General features: G+C 58.4%; 18 protein-coding genes. 9 read left to right on the top strand and 9 right to left on the bottom strand.

The window, feature by feature from the left end:
- Nucleotides 1-20: 20 nt before the first annotated feature.
- Together rpmA and rplU are read right to left on the bottom strand one after the other, a co-directional pair.
- Nucleotides 21-278 carry a 50S ribosomal protein L27 gene (gene rpmA, locus M6G53_RS15915; protein ID WP_004933559.1) on the bottom strand — a complete coding sequence of 86 codons (258 nt, stop codon included), beginning with the start codon at nucleotides 276-278 and terminating at the stop codon, nucleotides 21-23.
- A gap of 17 nt (nucleotides 279-295) precedes the next feature.
- Nucleotides 296-607, bottom strand: a complete 312-nt coding sequence (gene rplU / locus M6G53_RS15920; protein WP_004933561.1) for a 50S ribosomal protein L21 — start codon at nucleotides 605-607, stop codon at nucleotides 296-298.
- 270 nt (nucleotides 608-877) lie between these two features.
- Between rplU and ispB the strand changes: the two genes are divergently transcribed.
- Nucleotides 878-1,849: an octaprenyl diphosphate synthase gene (gene ispB, locus M6G53_RS15925; RefSeq protein ID WP_253332888.1), complete on the top strand. Its 972-nt coding sequence runs from the start codon at nucleotides 878-880 to the stop codon at nucleotides 1,847-1,849.
- A gap of 50 nt (nucleotides 1,850-1,899) precedes the next feature.
- Here ispB and M6G53_RS15930 read toward each other — a convergent pair whose 3' ends face one another.
- Nucleotides 1,900-2,256 carry a DNA-binding protein gene (locus M6G53_RS15930; RefSeq protein ID WP_253332890.1) on the bottom strand — a complete coding sequence of 119 codons (357 nt, stop codon included), beginning with the start codon at nucleotides 2,254-2,256 and terminating at the stop codon, nucleotides 1,900-1,902.
- Between the two features lie 181 nt (nucleotides 2,257-2,437).
- On the opposite strand from M6G53_RS15930, the gene M6G53_RS15935 reads away from it, so the two are divergent.
- Nucleotides 2,438-2,698, top strand: a complete 261-nt coding sequence (locus M6G53_RS15935; protein ID WP_253332892.1) for a helix-turn-helix domain-containing protein — start codon at nucleotides 2,438-2,440, stop codon at nucleotides 2,696-2,698.
- A gap of 66 nt (nucleotides 2,699-2,764) precedes the next feature.
- On the opposite strand, the gene mdh is transcribed toward M6G53_RS15935, so the two are convergent.
- Complete coding sequence (mdh, locus tag M6G53_RS15940; protein ID WP_253332894.1) at nucleotides 2,765-3,703, bottom strand: malate dehydrogenase; 939 nt, start codon at nucleotides 3,701-3,703, stop codon at nucleotides 2,765-2,767.
- A gap of 464 nt (nucleotides 3,704-4,167) precedes the next feature.
- On the opposite strand from mdh, the gene argR reads away from it, so the two are divergent.
- The 3 genes from argR to yhcN (M6G53_RS15955) all read left to right on the top strand — a co-directional run bounded on the left by argR (nucleotide 4,168) and on the right by yhcN (M6G53_RS15955) (nucleotide 5,689).
- Nucleotides 4,168-4,638, top strand: coding sequence for a transcriptional regulator ArgR (gene argR, locus M6G53_RS15945; protein WP_016929335.1), 471 nt, complete (start codon nucleotides 4,168-4,170; stop codon nucleotides 4,636-4,638).
- Nucleotides 4,639-5,041: 403 nt separating this feature from the next.
- Nucleotides 5,042-5,305 carry a peroxide/acid stress response protein YhcN gene (yhcN, locus tag M6G53_RS15950; RefSeq protein ID WP_038879766.1) on the top strand — a complete coding sequence of 88 codons (264 nt, stop codon included), beginning with the start codon at nucleotides 5,042-5,044 and terminating at the stop codon, nucleotides 5,303-5,305.
- Nucleotides 5,306-5,425: 120 nt separating this feature from the next.
- A complete protein-coding gene (gene yhcN / locus M6G53_RS15955; protein ID WP_253332896.1) occupies nucleotides 5,426-5,689 on the top strand; it encodes a peroxide/acid stress response protein YhcN in 264 nt (87 codons plus the stop codon).
- A 197-nt stretch (nucleotides 5,690-5,886) separates the two neighbouring features.
- On the opposite strand, the gene mpl is transcribed toward yhcN (M6G53_RS15955), so the two are convergent.
- Complete coding sequence (mpl, locus tag M6G53_RS15960; protein WP_253332898.1) at nucleotides 5,887-7,266, bottom strand: UDP-N-acetylmuramate:L-alanyl-gamma-D-glutamyl-meso-diaminopimelate ligase; 1,380 nt, start codon at nucleotides 7,264-7,266, stop codon at nucleotides 5,887-5,889.
- Between the two features lie 169 nt (nucleotides 7,267-7,435).
- Between mpl and fbp the strand changes: the two genes are divergently transcribed.
- Entirely contained in the window at nucleotides 7,436-8,440 is a 1,005-nt protein-coding gene (gene fbp / locus M6G53_RS15965) for a class 1 fructose-bisphosphatase (protein ID WP_004933587.1), read from the top strand.
- Nucleotides 8,441-8,485: 45 nt separating this feature from the next.
- Here fbp and M6G53_RS15970 read toward each other — a convergent pair whose 3' ends face one another.
- Nucleotides 8,486-10,039, bottom strand: coding sequence for a methyl-accepting chemotaxis protein (locus M6G53_RS15970; protein WP_253332900.1), 1,554 nt, complete (start codon nucleotides 10,037-10,039; stop codon nucleotides 8,486-8,488).
- Nucleotides 10,040-10,299: 260 nt separating this feature from the next.
- Here M6G53_RS15970 and ppa point away from each other — a divergent pair, with 260 nt between their 5' ends.
- Complete coding sequence (ppa, locus tag M6G53_RS15975; RefSeq protein WP_004933594.1) at nucleotides 10,300-10,830, top strand: inorganic diphosphatase; 531 nt, start codon at nucleotides 10,300-10,302, stop codon at nucleotides 10,828-10,830.
- Between the two features lie 52 nt (nucleotides 10,831-10,882).
- Here the strand turns inward: ppa and M6G53_RS15980 are convergent, their stop codons facing one another.
- From M6G53_RS15980 to tamA, 3 genes are read right to left on the bottom strand one after another with little or no spacing between them, the layout of a single operon-like run.
- Nucleotides 10,883-11,230 (bottom strand): gamma-glutamylcyclotransferase family protein, encoded by a 348-nt coding sequence (locus M6G53_RS15980; RefSeq protein WP_253332902.1) that lies wholly within the window; start codon nucleotides 11,228-11,230, stop codon nucleotides 10,883-10,885.
- Between the two features lie 2 nt (nucleotides 11,231-11,232).
- Nucleotides 11,233-15,051 carry an autotransporter assembly complex protein TamB gene (gene tamB / locus M6G53_RS15985; RefSeq protein ID WP_253332904.1) on the bottom strand — a complete coding sequence of 1,273 codons (3,819 nt, stop codon included), beginning with the start codon at nucleotides 15,049-15,051 and terminating at the stop codon, nucleotides 11,233-11,235.
- Nucleotides 15,048-16,766 (bottom strand): autotransporter assembly complex protein TamA, encoded by a 1,719-nt coding sequence (gene tamA / locus M6G53_RS15990; RefSeq protein WP_301286227.1) that lies wholly within the window; start codon nucleotides 16,764-16,766, stop codon nucleotides 15,048-15,050. The genes tamB and tamA overlap by 4 nt, the downstream gene beginning before the upstream one ends.
- A gap of 305 nt (nucleotides 16,767-17,071) precedes the next feature.
- Here tamA and msrA point away from each other — a divergent pair, with 305 nt between their 5' ends.
- Together msrA and paeA are read left to right on the top strand one after the other, a co-directional pair.
- On the top strand, nucleotides 17,072-17,713 hold the full coding sequence (gene msrA, locus M6G53_RS15995) for a peptide-methionine (S)-S-oxide reductase MsrA (RefSeq protein ID WP_436286527.1): 642 nt from the start codon (nucleotides 17,072-17,074) through the stop codon (nucleotides 17,711-17,713).
- A 179-nt stretch (nucleotides 17,714-17,892) separates the two neighbouring features.
- Nucleotides 17,893-19,224, top strand: coding sequence for a polyamine export protein PaeA (paeA, locus tag M6G53_RS16000; RefSeq protein ID WP_253332908.1), 1,332 nt, complete (start codon nucleotides 17,893-17,895; stop codon nucleotides 19,222-19,224).
- Nucleotides 19,225-19,277: the final 53 nt, after the last annotated feature.

Genomic DNA, 19,277 nt, shown 5'->3' on the forward strand with positions numbered 1-19,277 from the left:
ATTTCGTAAGGCTCGAAAAATTATTCAGCTTCGATGCTGATGAATTTACGATTGCTCGGGCCTTTAACTTCGAATTTGACTTTACCGTCTTTCAAAGCAAACAGAGTGTGGTCTTTGCCGCAACCCACGTTGGTACCAGCGTGGAATTTGGTGCCGCGCTGACGAACGATGATGCTGCCTGCCAGTACTGCTTCGCCGCCAAAGCGTTTTACGCCCAGACGTTTAGCTTCTGAATCGCGACCGTTACGAGTCGAGCCGCCAGCCTTTTTGTGTGCCATTAATCCGCTCTCCTAACTTAAGCGCTGATGCCGGTGATTTTAACGTCAGTGAACCACTGACGGTGGCCCTGCTGCTTACGGTGGTGTTTACGACGACGAAACTTAACGATTTTAATTTTCTCGCCACGACCGTGAGCAACGACTTCAGCTTTGATCTTGCCGCCATCGACGAAAGGAACGCCGATTTTGATATCTTCGCCATTAGCAATCATCAGAATCTGGTCAAACTCAACCGCTTCACCAGTTGCGATGTCCAGCTTTTCCAAGCGAACGGTCTGACCTTCGCTTACTCGGTGTTGTTTACCACCACTTTGGAAAACCGCGTACATATAAAACTCCGCTTTCCGCGTGCCCGACTGTGTTAGTTCAGAGCGCGCTATAAATATTCACAATAGGGCGCGAATTCTACGCAAAAAAGCGGCGCATGACAAGAGCAGAATAAGACCAGAAGGAGAAAAAAGAAGAAAAAAAGCACAGTTTCTTTCGTGGCGTTTATCTGAACCGTTTTTCAAGTACAATCATAGGGACAGTTACCGCCATGTACCGATGTGAGCAGCGATCTCAACGCGGTGAAGAGAAACACAGCTGAAAAAAATACAATGAACCTAGAGCAAATTACCGAGTTAACCGCGCAAGATATGGCGGCCGTGAACGCAACAATTCTCGAACAGCTGAATTCCGATGTCACGCTCATCAATCAGCTTGGCTATTACATTATCAGCGGTGGCGGTAAGCGCATCCGGCCGATGATCGCCGTCCTGGCGGCGCGGGCGCTGGGCTATGAAGGCAACAAGCACGTCACCGTCGCCGCCCTGATCGAATTCATTCATACCGCCACGCTGCTGCATGACGACGTCGTCGACGAATCGGACATGCGCCGCGGCAAAGCCACCGCCAACGCGGCGTTCGGCAACGCCGCCAGCGTGCTGGTCGGCGACTTTATCTATACCCGCGCCTTCCAGATGATGACCAGCCTGGAATCCTTGCGCGTGCTGGCGCTGATGTCGGAGGCGGTCAACGTCATCGCCGAAGGTGAAGTGCTGCAGTTGATGAACGTGCACGATCCCGACATCAGCGAAGAAAGCTATATGCGGGTGATCTACAGCAAAACCGCGCGTCTGTTTGAGGCGGCGGCTCAATCGTCTGCGATCCTCTCCGGTGCCAGCGCCGCGCAAGAGCAGGCGCTGCAAGATTACGGCCGCTACCTCGGCACCGCATTCCAGCTGATCGACGATCTGCTCGACTACAGCGCCGACGGCAGCACCCTGGGTAAAAACACCGGTGACGATCTGAATGAAGGGAAACCGACCCTGCCGCTGCTGCACGCAATGCACAACGGCGATGACGCGCAGCGCGACATGATCCGCGGTGCGATTGAGCAAGGCAACGGCCGTCACCTGTTGGAGCCGGTACTGCAGGCGATGCAGCAATGCGGTTCGCTGGAATACACCCGCAAACGCGCCGAGGAAGAAGCCGACAAGGCCATCGCCGCGCTGCAGGCGTTGCCGGCATCGGAGCACCGTACGGCGTTGGAAGGCCTGGCCCACCTGGCGGTGCAACGCGATTTTTAAGAAACAATGGTTTCTTAACGCTCTCATCAGGCCCGCTCATGCGGGCCTGCCTATGTCTTGATCTCTTCGTCGATACGCGCCAGCAGGCCGCCGATCCCTTCCCGCATCAGGAAAGCCACCAGTTTCTCACGCTCGTTTTCCGTCAGATGATAGTAATACTCGATCCATACCGCTAACGGATCCTGACGCTCTACGTCATACGCCGCCCCGTCTTCCTTCAGCATCAGCAGGTTGCGTGCGCCTGGCGGCAGGCTGTCGATATGATACTCCAACGCTTTTCCCTGTACGCCTTTACGCCTGCGGCTGACCCAGCTTTCGCGCCGGGCCATCAGATTGATTCCCTGTGGTGAGGAAGGTAATCCTGCGATGCCTGTCAGCTCCTTGGCGGCAAACCACTCGTTTTTCATAGCCATCATCTCTGGGCAATAGTGGGCAACGTCATTTTTTGGAAATTACTTGGGTCTTTTTTAGGAAATTTAATGGTATTCTGGTTTCCGAATAAGCGTTTCACGTTGTTCAAACGCCTAACCTTGACCCGTTAGTTATACCACTAATGCAACTTTGGCTAATCAGAAAAGGAATGTAAACATGAATTCAAGGAACCAGGATTGGCACCCGGCAGACATCATTGCGGCACTACGCAAGCAGGGCACCACGCTGGCAGCGGTGTCGCGCAAAGCCGGATTAAGCTCATCGACGCTGGCCAATGCGCTGTCGCGCCCGTGGCCAAAGGGGGAATGGCTGATCGCCGAAGCCGTGGGCGTTCACCCTTCGGAAATCTGGCCAAGCCGCTATTATGACCCGCACAGCGATCGCCTGCTGGATCGCAAAGCGCGTATCAAGTCGTGAACGCGAGGCAAAAAAAACCGCCGGAACAGCGTCCGGCGGCGTTTATCGGCTGGCTATCGACAACAGTCAGTTATTGATGAACTTCTCGCCCAGTTCGATATCTTTGTGCAGTACGTCCAGCATCTCGTTCAGCGCTTTCTGTTCGAAGGCGCTCAGGGTACCGATGTCTTTGCGTTCTTCAACGCCGTTTTTGCCCAGCACCAGCGGTTGCGCGAAGAAGCGCGCGTATTTGCCGTCGCCTTCAACGTAAGCACATTCCACCACACCTTTCTCACCCTGCAGCGCACGCACCAGAGACAGACCGAAACGCGCGGCCGCCTGGCCCATGGACAGCGTTGCAGACCCGCCGCCGGCTTTGGCTTCCACCACTTCAGTGCCGGCGTTCTGAATGCGTTTGGTCAGATCCGCCACTTCCTGATCGGTGAAGCTCACGCCAGGGATCTGCGACAGCAGAGGCAGGATGGTCACGCCAGAGTGGCCGCCGATCACCGGCACGTTCAGCGCTTCCGGCTGCTTGCCTTTCAGCTCGGCCACGAAGGTGTTGGAACGGATGATATCCAGCGATGTCACACCGAACAGTTTGTTCTTGTCGTAAACGCCGGCTTTTTTCAGCACTTCCGCCGCGATGGCGACCGTGGTGTTAACCGGGTTGGTGATAATGCCGATGCAGGCTTTCGGGCAGGTTTTCGCCACTTGTTCAATCAGGTTACGCACGATGCCGGCGTTTACGTTGAACAGGTCAGAGCGATCCATGCCTGGCTTACGGGCCACGCCGGCGGAGATCAGCACCACGTCCGCGCCATGCAGAGCCGGGGTCGCGTCTTCGCCGCTGAAGCCTTTGATTTTAACTGCGGTTGGGATGTGGCTTAAGTCGACGGCAACGCCAGGGGTAACGGGGGCAATGTCGTAGAGAGAGAGTTCAGAACCTGAAGGAAGCTGGGTTTTGAGTAGAAGGGCGAGGGCCTGGCCGATACCGCCAGCAGCACCGAGAACTGCAACTTTCATCCTATACTCCTTTATTATCTTAAATATATAAAGCGCCGTGAATGCGTTGGTTACGGACCTTAAGCTATTACACCTTTAAAAACAATAAATTAGCCAATTCTTGCCTGCGGGTGTAATAAAACGGCCGCTGTCGCGCCCATTTTAGATTAAATCGCTTGCGCATGAAGGGCATAGCGCACACTAATCAAAAATAATGCGAGGTTATTCACGAGCAAGTTAACCGGCCGTTACATTACACCCTTACGCAACATCAGAACAACATCATTTTAATAACATTTTATTTACCACCGCAGGCCGATTTTCCATCGTCAAAAGGGCATATTCATCGCGGCCGGATTTTGTTAAAATGCCGCCCTTTCCTCGCCGCCCGGTCATGTTTATTTTCTTTGGGTCGGCCTTTGTTGCATAAAAATTCATCTATATGCATAATCATCACTTCCACTATCAACATTCCACGGTGCAAAATGCGTAATCCCGCAAAACAGGAAGATCTGATCAAGACGTTCAAAGCGTTATTGAAAGAAGAAAAATTCAGTTCTCAAGGCGAGATCGTTTTGGCGCTGCAAGAAGAAGGCTTCGAAAACATTAACCAATCCAAAGTATCGCGCATGCTGACCAAGTTCGGCGCGGTGCGTACGCGCAATGCCAAAATGGAAATGGTGTATTGCCTTCCGGCCGAACTCGGCGTGCCGACCACCACCAGCCCGTTGAAAAATCTGGTGCTGGACGTCGACCATAACGACGCCGTCGTGGTGATCCACACCAGCCCGGGCGCCGCACAGCTGATCGCTCGCCTGCTCGATTCATTGGGCAAATCCCAGGGTATTCTCGGCACGATTGCCGGCGACGATACGATTTTCGTTACCCCATCCAGCGGCTTTACCGCTCAGAAGCTGCATGAAGCCATCCTGGGCGTATTCGAACAAGAGCTGTGAAACCTGGCGCTAACAAAGTGCGGCTATCACCCGCATTTTGTTAGCGCTTTTTTAACCCTCGCGTTACCTTCCCAGCCTGCAACCGCGTTTAACACTGCTTTTTTATCCGTCGGCAACACATTTCCATGACATATCCATGTAACCAGCAGTACCCACTGTGATCTTCCGCACTTTTGGTCAAAATCACTTAGCCCATTGAAATTACATAAATTTAACATCAAAAGATCGTTTTGTGAGCGGTTTTTATTACTTATGGTTATAAAAAATAAGAATCATCAGGTTAAAGTTTCACTAGCAACTGTTAGCGAACTATTAATTTTTCACGTTACTAGCTGTATACTCATTTCCGTGAACTGAATCACAGTTCGTTGGAACTGATAAAAGAATACGATGAGGTGAAATGATGAAAATTAAAACTACCGTTGCAACCCTGAGCGTTCTGTCCATGCTTTCATTTGGTGCATTCGCAGCACAATCCGTTGATGCAACTCAGGCCGCGAAACTGCAGCCGGCCGGTGTGATCACGGTGAGCGGCGTTGCCGCTGCACCTTCCGATATTCGCCAGGCGCTGTCCGATAAAGCCGACGCCAAAGGGGCAACCGCTTACCGCGTGATCGAAGCGCGCAACGACGGCAACTTCCACGCGACCGCTGAAATCTACAAATAAGTACCGGCATTACCCGGCAACGGGCAATACATCTCTGGAATCAAACGCTGTCATAACGGCCTTCAAGAATAAAAATCGCGGCCAAGCCCTTCCAGGCTGTTATGAACAAGGAGCGCTATCATGAACATGAAAACTACCCTCGCTGCACTCGGTCTGCTGTCTGTCGTTTCCTTCGGTGCCTGTGCCGCCCAGTTGGTGACTGACGATCAGACCGCCAATCTGCAATCGATCGGCACCATTACCGTCAGCGGCATCGACGGCGCACCGACCGACATTCGCCAGGCGCTGTCGGAAAAAGCGGATAAACAGGGCGCAACCGCCTACCGCGTGATCGAAGCGCGTAACGAAGGCGGCTACCACGCCACCGCCGAGATTTACAAATAACAACTCTGGGAACGGCTTTGCCGAGCTGTTCACCCTCGTCACTGCCACTGCCGAGTTCGGACGCAAACGCCGATTTCCCAGAGACCCTCTCGTCGTCCTATCCGACGAACCCCGTTGCCCTCGCTCGCGAGGGCTTTTTTATGGGCGCAAAAAAGGCCGCGAATGCGGCCCTTGTGTTGGCTGATGCGGCTGAGCGATCAGTAGGTCACCTTCGGTTCCTGCTTTTTCGCCAGCGCGTCCAGCAGGCGATCGTGAATGCCGCCGAAGCCGCCGTTGCTCATCACCAGAATGTGATCGCCCGGCTGTGCGGTTTTTACCACCATGTCCACCAGCGTGTCGAGATCGGCGCTCCAGTGCGCCGGCTGCACGCAGGCATCCGCCACCTCCGCCACCTGCCACGGAATGTGGTGCGGCTGGAACAGGAACACTTCATCGGCGCGGCCGAGCGAAGGCGCCAGATCGTTTTTACTGATGCCCATCTTCATGGTGTTGGAACGCGGTTCCAGCACCGCCAGAATGCGCGCCGTACCACCGACCTTGCCGCGCAACGCGGCCAGGGTAGCCAGGATCGCCGTCGGGTGGTGCGCGAAGTCGTCGTACACCGTGACGCCGTTGGCTTCGCCACGCAGCTCCAGGCGGCGGCGGGCGTTGATGAAATCGCCCAGCGCGCGGCAGGCGTCCGCCGGCTGTACGCCAACGTGGCGGGTAGCGGCGATGGCCATCAGGCCGTTATGCATGTTGTGCTCGCCCACCAGCGCCCAGTTCACTTCGCCGACCTGTTCGCCGTCGAGGAACACCGCGTAATGGCTGGCATCCGGCGTCAGCTTCTGCGCGCGCCAGGTGCCCTCTTCCCCCACCAGCTCCTGCTCGCTCCAGCAGCCCATCGCCATCACCTGCTTGAGGTGGCTGTCGTTGTCCGGCAGGATGATCTTGCCTTTGCCCGGCACCAGACGCACCAGGTGGTGGAACTGTTTCTGGATGGCTTTCAGATCGTCGAAGATATCGGCGTGATCGAACTCCAGGTTATTCATGACCAGCGTACGCGGGCTGTAATGCACGAACTTGGAGCGCTTGTCGAAGAACGCGCAGTCGTACTCGTCGGCCTCGATCACGAAGAACGGGCTGCCGCCGAGGCGGGCCGAAACGTCGAAGTTGCCCGGCACGCCGCCGATGACGAAGCCGGGCTGGTAGCCGCAGGCCTCGAGGATCCAGGTCGCCATGCCGGCGGTGGTGGTTTTGCCGTGGGTGCCGGCGACGGCCAGTACCCAGCGATCGCGCAACACGGCATCGTGCAGCCACTGCGGGCCGGAAACGTAAGGGATACCACGCTCCAGCACCGCCTCCACGCACGGGTTGCCGCGCGTCATGGCGTTGCCGATGATCACCAGATCCGGCGCCGGATCCAGCTGGGCCGGATCATAACCCTGAATAAGATCGATCCCCTGGTTCTCCAGCAGCGTGCTCATCGGCGGATAGACGTTGGCGTCCGAACCGGTGACGTCATGCCCCAGTGAGCGCGCCAGCATCGCCAACCCGCCCATAAAGGTGCCACAGATCCCAAGAATGTGAATGCGCATAGGTTTCTCATGTGAGTGCATCGAATGTCGGCATATTCTAACGCCCAGAATCGTCCAGAAGAAATGGATTTGCCTATGAATGGCGCGCATCTTTGGGCTACACTGCACGCGAAAACGTTGGCGGTTTGTTAACAGGCCGCTATCCATCCGTAGATTCAGGGATTGTGTCATGAAAACGTTAGGCGAATTTATCGTCGAGAAACAGCACGACTTCTCTCACGCCACCGGCGAGCTGACCGCGTTACTTTCTGCAATTAAACTGGGCGCCAAAATCATCCACCGCGACATCAACAAGGCCGGCCTGGTTGATATTTTGGGAACCAGCGGGGTGTCCAACGTACAGGGCGAAGTTCAGATGAAACTGGACCTGTACGCGAACGAAAAACTGAAAGCGGCGTTGAAAGCGCGTGGTGAAGTTGCGGGTATCGCTTCCGAAGAAGAAGATGAAATCGTGATATTCGACGGCGAGCGAGCTGAAAATGCCAAGTATGTCGTATTGATGGATCCGTTGGACGGTTCGTCCAACATCGACGTCAACGTCTCGGTCGGTACGATTTTCTCTATCTACCGTCGCATCACGCCGGTCGGCACGCCGGTGACCGAAGAAGACTTCCTGCAGCCGGGCAGCGCCCAGGTCGCAGCGGGTTATGTGGTTTACGGTTCGTCCACCATGCTGGTATACACCACCGGCTATGGCGTCCACGCCTTCACTTACGATCCGTCTCTGGGCGTCTTCTGCCTCTCCCACGAGAAAGTACGCTTCCCGGCGAGCGGCAACATGTATTCCATCAACGAAGGCAACTACATCAAGTTCCCTCTCGGCGTGAAGAAATACATCAAGTACTGCCAGGAGCAGGATGAAGCGACGCAGCGCCCTTACACCTCACGCTACATCGGTTCTCTGGTGGCGGACTTCCACCGCAACCTGCTGAAAGGCGGCATCTACATCTACCCAAGCACCGCCAGCCACCCGCAAGGCAAGCTGCGCCTGTTGTACGAATGCAACCCGATGGCGTTCCTGGCCGAACAGGCCGGCGGTAAGGCCAGCGACGGCAAAAACCGCATTCTGGACATCACGCCGGTGAAACTGCACCAGCGTGCGCCATTCTTCGTCGGCACCAAGTCGATGGTAGAAGACGCCGAACGCTTCATCGCCGAAAACCCGGACGAGTAACGCGTTCTTTGCAAGGGTTCGGCGCCGCGCCGAACCCTTATCGCCTTACAGCTTGAACGCCGCCATGCTCTGCGCCAGCAGCTGAGCCTGATCTTCCAGCGAGCGCGTCGCCGCCGCCGATTCTTCCACCAGCGCCGCATTCTGCTGCGCCACCTGATCCATCTGCGCCACCGCCAGGTTCACCTGTTCGATACCGCTGCTTTGTTCGCGCGTCGCCGCCGAGATCTCGCGCATCAGCGCCGTCACCCGGCCCACTTCGCCGGTGATGCCGCTCATGGTCTGCGCCGCCGACTCCACCATCTGCTCGCCTTCCTGCACCCGGTTCTGCGACGCTTCAATCAATCCTTTGATCTCTTTCGCCGACTGGGCGCTGCGCTGCGCCAGATTGCGCACTTCACCGGCCACCACCGCGAAACCGCGGCCCTGTTCGCCGGCGCGCGCCGCTTCCACCGCTGCGTTCAGCGCCAGGATATTGGTCTGGAAGGCGATGCCGTCCATCACGCTGATGATGTCGGCGATGCGGCGCGAGCTGTCGGTGATCGCCTGCATCTTGCTCATCACCTGGCTGACCACGTCGCTGCCCTGGTTGGCGATATCGGACACGCTCAGCGCCAGCTGGTTAGCCTGTTCGCAGTTCTCGGCATTCATTTTCACCGTCGAGGTCAGCTGTTCCATGCTGGCGGCGGTTTCTTCCAGCGAAGCGGCCGATTCTTCAGTGCGCTGCGCCAGGTGCAGGTTGCCGGCCGCCAGTTCGCGTGAACCGGTGTCGATCTGGCTGCTGGCATCGCGCACTTTGCTGACCGAACTGGACAGCGCCTGCTGCATACGCTGCATCGCCCGCACCAGGCGGCCCATTTCGGTATCGCCCTCGCCGCGGATTTCATGGGTCAGATCGCCGGCGGCGATGTGTTCCAGCTGCGCGATGGATTCGTCCAGCGGGCGCAGAATGATCACGCGCAGTGCGAACCAGGCCAGCACCGCCAGCAGCACGCTGAGCAGGCCCGCCACCGCGATCAGCGAGATCTTGGTGCTGGCGTTGTTTTCCGCGTCATACACCTGCTGTGCGCCGAGCTTCATGGCGAAACTGCGAAAATCGGTGAGATCCTTTTCGAAAGCGATGCTCAATGCGGAGATACGGGTCTCCTGAATGTGATAATACTCATCGATCTTGCCGGCCTTGATGGCGGCGGCCATCGGCTTCACGCCCTGCTCCAGATAGGCGCGGTAGCTGTTTTGCAGACGGTTGGAGAGCTCACGGCCGCGATCGGTCACGGTGCCGACGCCAACAAAGCGCGCCATTTCCTGGTTCGATTGCTCGAGATAACCGTAGATGCGGCCCACGGTGGCGTCGGAGACATCAGTCTGGCCGACCTCCCGTTGGCGCACCGCCAGCGAGGCGGCGGTTCTGGCGCGCAGCGTCAGGTTGGAGCTGTTGGCCAGCGAACCCAGCTCTTCGCCGAGGATCTGGTTTAAGGTATGGATCGAGCGCGATCCTTCGTTAATCGCGTTGACGCCAATAACGCTGACCATGATCAGCAGCATGGTCATCAGGCTCAGCAGGGCGATCAGCCCAGCCTTCACCGTAATCTTTTTTAGCATGAGTTCTTCCCGGCTTCAGAATAGTGAGATCAGACATAGTAGGGGTGGCAAAACGCGGAGCCAGCTTTGCTGACTCATTATTGTTTGTTGAAGTTATCGGCAGCCGGAGGCAAAACTTCATGCCGCGCCGGGATTAATCTGGAAATTCTCCGTGCGCCGGCACGCTGGTTTTTCAACGATGAAAAGGGCAGGAAATCGCAAAAGAGTCCGCTATAATAGCCGCCACTCCATTTCTGGTTTGATGATTAAAGGAAACCGACATGAGCTTGAATCTGGTCCCAGCTGGCAAAGACCTGCCGGAAGACATCTACGTAGTAATCGAAATCCCGGCCAACGCCGATCCAATCAAATACGAAATCGACAAAGAAACCGGCGCGCTGTTCGTTGACCGTTTCATGTCCACCGCGATGTTCTACCCGTGCAACTACGGCTACATCAACCACACCCTGTCTCTGGACGGTGATCCGGTTGACGTGCTGGTCCCAACGCCATACCCACTGCAGCCGGGCTCCGTGATCCGCTGCCGTCCGGTTGGCGTGTTGAAGATGACCGACGAAGCCGGTGAAGACGCCAAGCTGGTTGCGGTACCGCACAGCAAGCTGACCAAAGAGTACGATCACGTGAAAGACGTGAATGACCTGCCGGAGCTGCTGAAAGCCCAGATCGCTCACTTCTTCGAGCACTACAAAGATCTGGAAAAAGGCAAATGGGTGAAAGTGGAAGGCTGGGCAGACGCTGCCGCGGCTAAAGCGGAAATCATCGCCTCCTTCGAACGCGCTGCCAAGAAGTAATTCCTGCCGCTGTCGATGAAAAAACACCGCTCAATGAGCGGTGTTTTTTTTCTTACTGTTCGTCGAGACGCTTCAGCCAGTCGCCGCTGGTAATCTGCGGGTAACCGTCCACGCTGTGTTTATACAGGTAGATCCACGCACTCCCATAAGGCGTCTGAATCAGCTCGCGCTTATAGTCCTTGGTGTTGCTTTTCAGTTCGTCCAGCTCTGCCAGAATCGATGAGTTAATACGATACACCTCGCAGTGTATCGTGCCCTCTCCAGGGATCGCCGCCGGGTAATGGCCCAGATTATAAATCTGATAGCCTTCGAGCTCGTGCTCGCCGAGCCATTGGGCGTTGGTCATCCAATGGCTGTTTCCCTGTTTGCGCCGTAAACTGCCGTAGACAATTATTCGCATCGCTAAAACTCAAACTGATAGAGCAAATCTAATGCCTGGTCGAGACCAGACACCGCTTCAAGATACAACTTAGGCATAAGACGATAACGCAACGTCAGCGTGGCCAGCGAGTCGAAAATGCCCACCCCATATTTTACTTGTAAGCCTGGGAGGACATAGCCACTCACGACAACCTGGGAATTGTCGCCAACCCCCTGAGTGTCCAGAGCCAAATTACTCACGCCGAATGCCTCGCCGATTTTACCCACAAGTTGACCACTTTGTGCAACCCCCATGCCGATTAACATCGAGGTCATGGCGTTGCCGTCGGCGCCGGAGCTGCTCAAGCCCTGGCCGCGCAGCAGATAAGACAAGGCTTCCTGCTGCGATTTGGCCGGATCGGAGAACACTTCCAGCTTCGGCGCATCCGCCAGGCCGGTCACGCGCACGCCGGCGGTCACATCGTCCTCGGTGGAGTCCGGGTTGCGGATCGCCTCGATATTCAGCAGCGGCTGATCCGGCGGGCCGGAGAACATCAGCTGCCCTTTACGCACGATCAAATCCTGACCATAAGCATGGAATCGGCCGGAAGGGATGTCAATCTGGCCGTTGAGGCCCAGCCCTTTCTTGTCCTGCACCACCTTCAGGTCGCCCTTCAGACGGGCTTTGAGGCCGAAGGCATCCAGCCGCACGTCGTTGCCGACGTGGATCATCAGATTGCTGTTGATCGGGATCGACGCGGTCTTCGGTTGGATAGGCTTCAGCTGGTCGTCCAGCATCACCTCGTCGGAAGAAACGCCCACCGCACTTTCCGGCAGCTCCTGCACCGTGATGCGCGCCCACGGAATGTCCACCTTGCCGTTGAGCGAGAACAACTGCGGCGTGGCTTCGAACACCAGATCCGGCGACACGTCGATGCGGATCATCGGCGGCACCGTCACCCGCAGCTTGTCACCCTTGGCGGAAATGCGTGCGCGCCAGGCGTTGATGTCGCGCCAGTCGGCGTCGCCCGCCAGATTCAGCTGGCCGCGCGTGGTGCTGAGCAGCCCTTCCAGCGTCGAGGTCATACCGTTGAAATTCACCGCCAGCCGCGCGTCGGTCATGTCGAACGGCATCCAGTGCCCCTGCACCTTCGCCCGATCCAACGCCAGACGCCCGAACACCAGCGGCTTCTGGGCGCTGCCGCCCAGGCGCAGGTTGGCGTTCAGCATGCCCGCCGCGCTTTCGCCCTTCATCAGCGCCGGGTTGATCATCGCCAGCGAAATGTTGGTGATATTGACGTTGCCGCTGATGGTGCGCCGCACCTGCGGATCCGTCACCTGGATCTTGCCGTCGAACTGGCCGTTGTTGGTCAGTTTGATCCGCCAGTCGGCCTGCGCGCGGCCGTTGTTCAGACCGGCGTTGAGGGTCAGCGTATCGAAGGCGATCGGCAGCGCGTTGCCCTGCACCTGTTGCACCGCCTTGACGCCGCTGCCGGCCAGCGTGACTTTCGCCTCCGGCAGCGCACCGCCCGGCTTCCAGCTGACGTCGGCCCGGCCGGTGAACACGCCGCTCAGGGCGGTGTCCGGGCCGAGGAACGGCTTGATCATCGCCAGGTCGAACCGGTTGAGCACCACGCTGGCCTGGCCGCTCTGGCCCGCTTCAATGGTCTTCGGCACGCACAGCTCGGCGTTCGGGTTCTGCCAACAGTGCGGCCCGACGCTGATTTTCTGCTCGGTGTTCAGGTAGTCCAGCGCGATGGCGCGCGTCAGGCGCCATTCCCCTACCGGCGTATCGAAGCGGGTGTTGTTCAGATTGCCGCGCCAGCGCTGCTGCTGACGATCGAAGCTGCCCTGCAGCGCCAGCTGGCCGGAGACCGGCTTGCCGTCAATCTTCAGCTGCAGCTGGTGCTGCTTCTCACTGCCTTTGGCGTCGAGGGTCAGCAGGCTAACCTCCAGCGCATCCTGCTTCAGCTGTTCGACGCGTACCGCCAGCTGCCCCTGGATCTGATCCGTGGAGCGCACGTCGCCGTCAATCTTCACGCGGTTGATGCGCAGCGCCTGCCACTGCAAGCCGGAAGCGGTCAAATCCGCCAGCAGCTGCGGCGCCTGCAGATTGCCGCGCAGCTTCAGCTGCCCTTTGGCGGTGCCGCCCAGGCCCGGCAGCGCGCCGTCCAGACGCGGCGCGTCGATGTTGGCGTCCAGGTTCCAGCTCTTCTCGTCCAGCTGCCCTTTGACGTTCAGTTGGTTACGCCCCAGCGCCAGATCGATGCCGGGGATTTTCCACTGCCCGGCGGCGTTGCCGCTCAGCGTACCGCGCGCCGTGACCTTGTTCTGCTTCACGTTGCCGTCCAGCTGCAATACCGGCACCTGCAGCTGCCAGCTGCCGCCGTGCAAACTGCCGCGCGTGGTGATCTTGCCGTCGAGTTTCGCCGGCCATTCCGGCCACTGCTTGGCGGTATTGATGCCGCTCAGCGTCAATTGCGAGGTCCAGCTGATGGCTTTGCTCCAGTCCACCAGCGCGGTAAGGTCGGTATTGCCCTGCAGCGCCGCCAGCCGCAGACGCTCCAGCTTGAACTGCTCGACGTTGCCTTTGCCGTCCAGCGTCAGCACCGCCGGCGGCAGATCCTGGCCTTTCAGATTGGCGCGCGTCGACAGCGCGTAATCGGTCGCCTTGCCGTTAAAGCGCAGGCGGAAGTCATTGACCTGATACTGCGCCTCGCCGCTCAGCGGCCATTTCAGCTGCTTGCTCTGCAGCGTCAGCGCCAGCGGCAGGCCGGCTTCGGCCAGCCGGGTTTGCACATCGAGCTGGGCGCCGACCGGGCCGGACAGATTCAGCGCCACCTTCAGCTCGTCACGCAGCCCGCCGCCGATGTTCAGCTTCACCTTCTCGCCCTTCAGCGGTTCGATGTTCAGCGCGCTGTTGGCGGTCAGGGCCACCGGCCAGTCGCCGGTCAGGGTCGCCTGGCCCTGCACCGACAGCGTGCCCTGCGGCGACTTAACGTCGAAGTTGTCCAGCTGGATATGCTGATCCTGCGTACTGGCCTGCAGTAACAGGCTGGTGATCAGCACGTCGGTATCGCCGGTCAGGCGCAGCTGCTCGCCGCTGATCTCTTTGACGGTGATATCCAACGGCAGGCGGATGTCCGGCAGATCCGGCAACAGCGGTTTGGCGAACAGTTCCTTCAGCGTTTCGCCCAGCGGTTTCTCTTCCGGCTGAGGTGCCTGCTTCGCCGCGTCGCTGACCTGCTCGCCGACCTTTTTCGCCACCTCGGCCGCCGGCTGCACCGCTTCCGGCAGCGGGTTTTGCGGGGTTTTCGGCAAGGCGATCAGCAGCGAGCCGATCTGGGTCGGCATCAGCGTCAGCGCGCGCTCTTGCCACTGTGCGCCGGTGCGGAACTCGGCCAGCGAGATGGCGGTGTCGTCGACGGTGACCTTGACGTTGTTCAACGCCAGCAGGCGCAGCGTGATAGGGTAAGGCGTGCTGAGATTGGTGGTCGGCTCACTGCTCTCCTCCACCGGCGCGGAAGGCGCCATCTCTTTGGTGTTCACCGCCACGTCCACATCCTGGGCGGTCAAGGCATTGACGCACAGCGAGCTGCGTTTAAAGCAGGACAGGTCAAGGGAGAGATGGAACTGCCCGGCGTTGACCGTCACGCCCGGCATCTGATATTTCACGCCCTTCAGCATCAGATCGCGCCAACCGCCGCTGACGCCGGCGATCTCCAGCCCTGGCACCCAGCGCGCAGCGCCGTTGATGACCATATGCAAACCGGTGGTGGTGCCTATCAGGAAGGCCAGACCGCCGATCAGCAACAGCAGAACGACCAGAAATCCGAGACAAATCTTTTTAACCAGGCTCATAGTTCAGGCCCCAAACCGATGTAGAACTGCATCCCGTGGGTATCCTTGTCCCCCACAGGCGCGGCGATATCCAGCTTCACCGGCCCTACCGGCGACTGCCAGCGCACGCCCACGCCGGCGCCGGTCTTGAAGTTGCTCTTTTTGATATCGTTTACCGCTTCACCGGAGTCGACGAACATCGCCCCCCACCATTTTCCGGTCACGTTGTATTGGTATTCCAGCGAGCCGGTCAGCATCTTGGAGGCACCGGTCAGCTTGCCGTCGGCATCGCGCGGCGAAATGTCTTTGTACTTGTAGCCGCGTATGCTGCGGTCACCGCCGGCGAAGAAACGCAGATCCGGCGGCACCTTGTCGAAGTCGTTGGTTTCTATCCACCCTACCTGCCCGCGCGCCACGAAACGGTGCTTGTCGGCCAGGGTGCGGATCCACACGTTCTGTGCCTGCATCAGCGCGAAGTCCACGCCGGAACCCCAGGTGGTGTCGGACACGTCGATAGAGTAGCGTTGGCTGTCGCCCCAGGTCGGCATCAGGCCGCCGCGCGAGCGGGTGCGGTTGAAGCTGACGCCGGGATACAGCAGCATGGTGGTGTTGCTGACGTTACCCTGGGTAAAGTTATCCCAGCGCCAGGTCAGGTTGATCGCCCGCTGCCAGCCGCTGGAGAGATCCCAGTTGCGCGAGGCCACCACTTTGGAGGTGACCGACTTGGTGTCGTTAAGATTGACGTTTTTGAGGCCACCCTGCAGCAGGTAATACTGCTCCAGCGGATTCTTCAGCAGCGGGATCTTGTAGGTCAGATCCAGCTGCTGCTCCGGCGCCGACACGCTGGCACTGGTTTCCAGGCTATGCCCGCGATCGTTGAGCCAGGGCTTTTTCCAGGTGCCTTTCACCCGCGGGCCGACGTCGGTGGAGTAACCGATACCGGTCTCGACGGTGTTGCGCGTGCGCGGCGTCACCAGCGCGTCCAACGGCAAAATCTTGTTCTCTTTGGCATCATTGAAATCAGGGGACACCACCACCGAGTTGAACCAGTTGGTGGCGGACAAACGGCGGTTCAGCTCGGCCAAATCCTCCGAACTGTAGTAATCCCCCTGATGAAAGGGCACCAGATTTTGCAGATAGTCTTCGCGGATTTGCGAGCCGGTGAATTTCACCTTGCCGAAGCGGTAACGTTCGCCGCTGTTGAAATCGATATCCCAAAACGCCTTGTGCAGATCTTCGGCCACGCCGAGCTGGCTTTTGGTCATGTCGGCGTCGAAGTAGCCTTTGCGCAACGCCAGGCCAGTCAACGATCCTTTGAAATCGTCATACTTGCCGTGGTTGAGGATCTCGCCGATGGTCGGCCGCCCCTTCTTTACCAGCGTCAGGTAGTCCTCATCGGTCTTCGCGCCCCCTTCCAGCACGATGTTGGCGCCGGCGATGCGCACCGGTTCGCCCGGGTTGACCTTGGCGTGCAACACCGGACGCGACATCCCCGGTCGATCGTCCAGCGTAAAATCGATGGTCGGCTGGTAATAGCCGAGCGCCCGCAGCCCCTGACGCACCGCCTCATCCACCCGTGCGCGGAAGCGACCGTCGGTGCCGACTTCTTCAGGCGTGATCGACGACAGCCGCACCCGAACGTTTTTTTCCAACTCTCCGCTTAACCCCTCCACCTGCAGCCGCACGTTCGCCGCGTAGGCTGCAGGTGCCGCAAGCAGCACGGATAACAAGCACATGACCGGGTACTTTGGCACGTGTTCTCCTTATTGATTTTACTTTCCTGTTATGGTGTTGGCTCCGGGGCCAGGGCAGACTCCGCGCTATCATGACGGCAGCCCTCTTCAGCCTTGTTCCGGACGCTGCCCGCCGCGCTTTGTCACCGCCGCGCAACAGGCGAATTCTTCACTTTTGGCGCTCAAAATACTGCGTTAAGCTTATACATAAACCCAACTCGCCACTTATTGTGGGCAAAGACGCGGTGAGATACAACCGAACCGCCCCCGTGTAGGGTCAATTCTTACTGTGACAACAGGAGTTAACCGTGGTGCCATTTTTTGATAAATCACAAACCGTCGATAAGGCAAGCGCGCTGCCTGGCCGCACCACGCCAATGCCTGTCGCAACGCTCAACGTGGTCACCGAACACTCGATGACCCAGGTGCCGGCCGGCATGGAAGTGGCGATCTTCGCCATGGGCTGTTTCTGGGGTGTAGAGCGCCTGTTCTGGCAACAGCCGGGCGTCTACAGCACCGCCGCCGGCTACAGCGGCGGCTACACGCCGAACCCGACCTACCGCGAAGTGTGCAGCGGCCAAACCGGCCATGCCGAAGTGGTGCGCGTGGTGTTCGATCCGCAGATCGTCAGCTACACACAGCTGCTGCAAGTATTCTGGGAAAATCACGATCCGGCGCAGGGCATGCGCCAGGGCGGCGACGTCGGCACGCAGTACCGCTCGGCGATTTACACCCTGAGCCCGGAGCAGCAGGCCGAGGCGGAAAGCAGCCTGCAGCGCTTCCAGCAGGCGATGGACGCGGCGGGCGACAAGCGCGTCATCACCACCGAGATCGCGCCGGCGCTGCCGTTCTATTACGCGGAGGACGATCATCAGCAGTACTTGTTCAAAAACCCGGAAGGCTACTGCGGCCTGGGCGGCATCGGCGTTTGCCTGCCGCCGCAGGGCTAATCCACTGCCGGCCGGCGGCACTTTTTTAACCGCTGGCGGCCCCTGTGGGGCAACTGCTATACTGTACGGGCCGCTTTTGCGGCCCGATAGCTTCTTTCTGGTTGTTATCGCTGCTTTTTTTACTATGTACTACCCTTCCTCAAGAGCGCCGGCATCCCGTCGGCACGTATGGATAGATTATGTTAAACAGTATTTTACTGATTCTTTTTCTGATCGCGGTGAGTGCGTTCTTCTCACTGTCGGAAATCTCTCTGGCCGCCTCGCGCAAGATTAAACTGAAGCTGATGGCCGACGAAGGCAACGTCAACGCCGCCAGAGTGCTCAAACTGCAAGAAACCCCAGGCATCTTCTTCACCGTGGTGCAGATCGGCCTGAACGCCGTGGCCATCCTCGGCGGTATCGTCGGCGACGCGGCGTTTTCCGGCACCTTCCAACAATTCTTTATTCGATTCCTGTCGCCCGAACTGGCAGAACAGGTCAGCTTCATCTGCTCCTTCGTGCTGGTGACCAGCCTGTTTATCCTGTTCGCCGATTTGACCCCGAAGCGCATCGGTATGATTGCACCAGAGACAGTCGCCGTCCGGATCATCAACCCGATGCGTTTCTCCATCATGATCTTCCGACCGCTGGTGTGGTTCTTCAACGGCATGGCCAACCTGATCTTCCGCATGTTCAAGCTGCCGATGGTGCGTAAAGACGACATCACCTCCGACGACATCTACGCGGTGGTGGAAGCCGGCGCCCTGGCGGGCGTGCTGCGCAAGCAGGAGCACGAGTTGATTGAAAACGTGTTCGAACTGGAATCGCGCACCGTGCCGTCTTCGATGACCTCGCGCGAAAGCGTGGTGTACTTCGATCTGCGCGAAAGCGAAGAGAGCATCAAGGAGAAGGTCTCGACCCACCCGCACTCCAAGTTCCTGGTGTGCGACGGCCATATCGATCAGGTGGTCGGCTACGTCGACTCCAAAGACCTGCTGAATCGCGTGCTGGGCAACCAGAGCCTGGTGCTGAGCAGCGGCGTGCAGATCCGCTCGGCGCTGATCGTGCCGGATACGCTGACGCTGTCCGAAGCGCTGGAAAGCTTCAAGACCGCCGGCGAGGACTTCGCGGTGATCCTCAATGAATATGCGCTGGTGGTGGGCATCATCACCCTTAACGACGTGATGACCACGCTGATGGGCGATTTGGTCGGCCAGGGCCAGGAAGAGCAGATCGTGGCACGCGACGAAAGCTCATGGCTGATCGAAGGCGGCACGCCAATCGACGACGTGATGCGCGTGCTGGATATCGACGAGTTCCCGCAGGCGGGCAACTACGAGACCATCGGCGGCTTTATGATGTATATGCTGCGCAAGATCCCGAAACGCACCGACTTCGTCAAATACGCCGGCTACAAGTTTGAAGTGGTGGATATCGACAGCTACAAGATAGACCAGCTGCTGGTCACCCGGCTGAGCGACAAACCGGCGGCGGTGCTGCCGAAGGCACCGGAAGAAACCCCGTCGGCCTAAAACGTCAGCGGCCCCATCGGGGCCGCATTTTTTTACCGCTGTCAGCGCGGTGT

Source organism: Serratia nevei (assembly GCF_024160145.1).
GTDB classification, from domain to species: Bacteria; Pseudomonadota; Gammaproteobacteria; order Enterobacterales; family Enterobacteriaceae; genus Serratia; species Serratia nevei_A.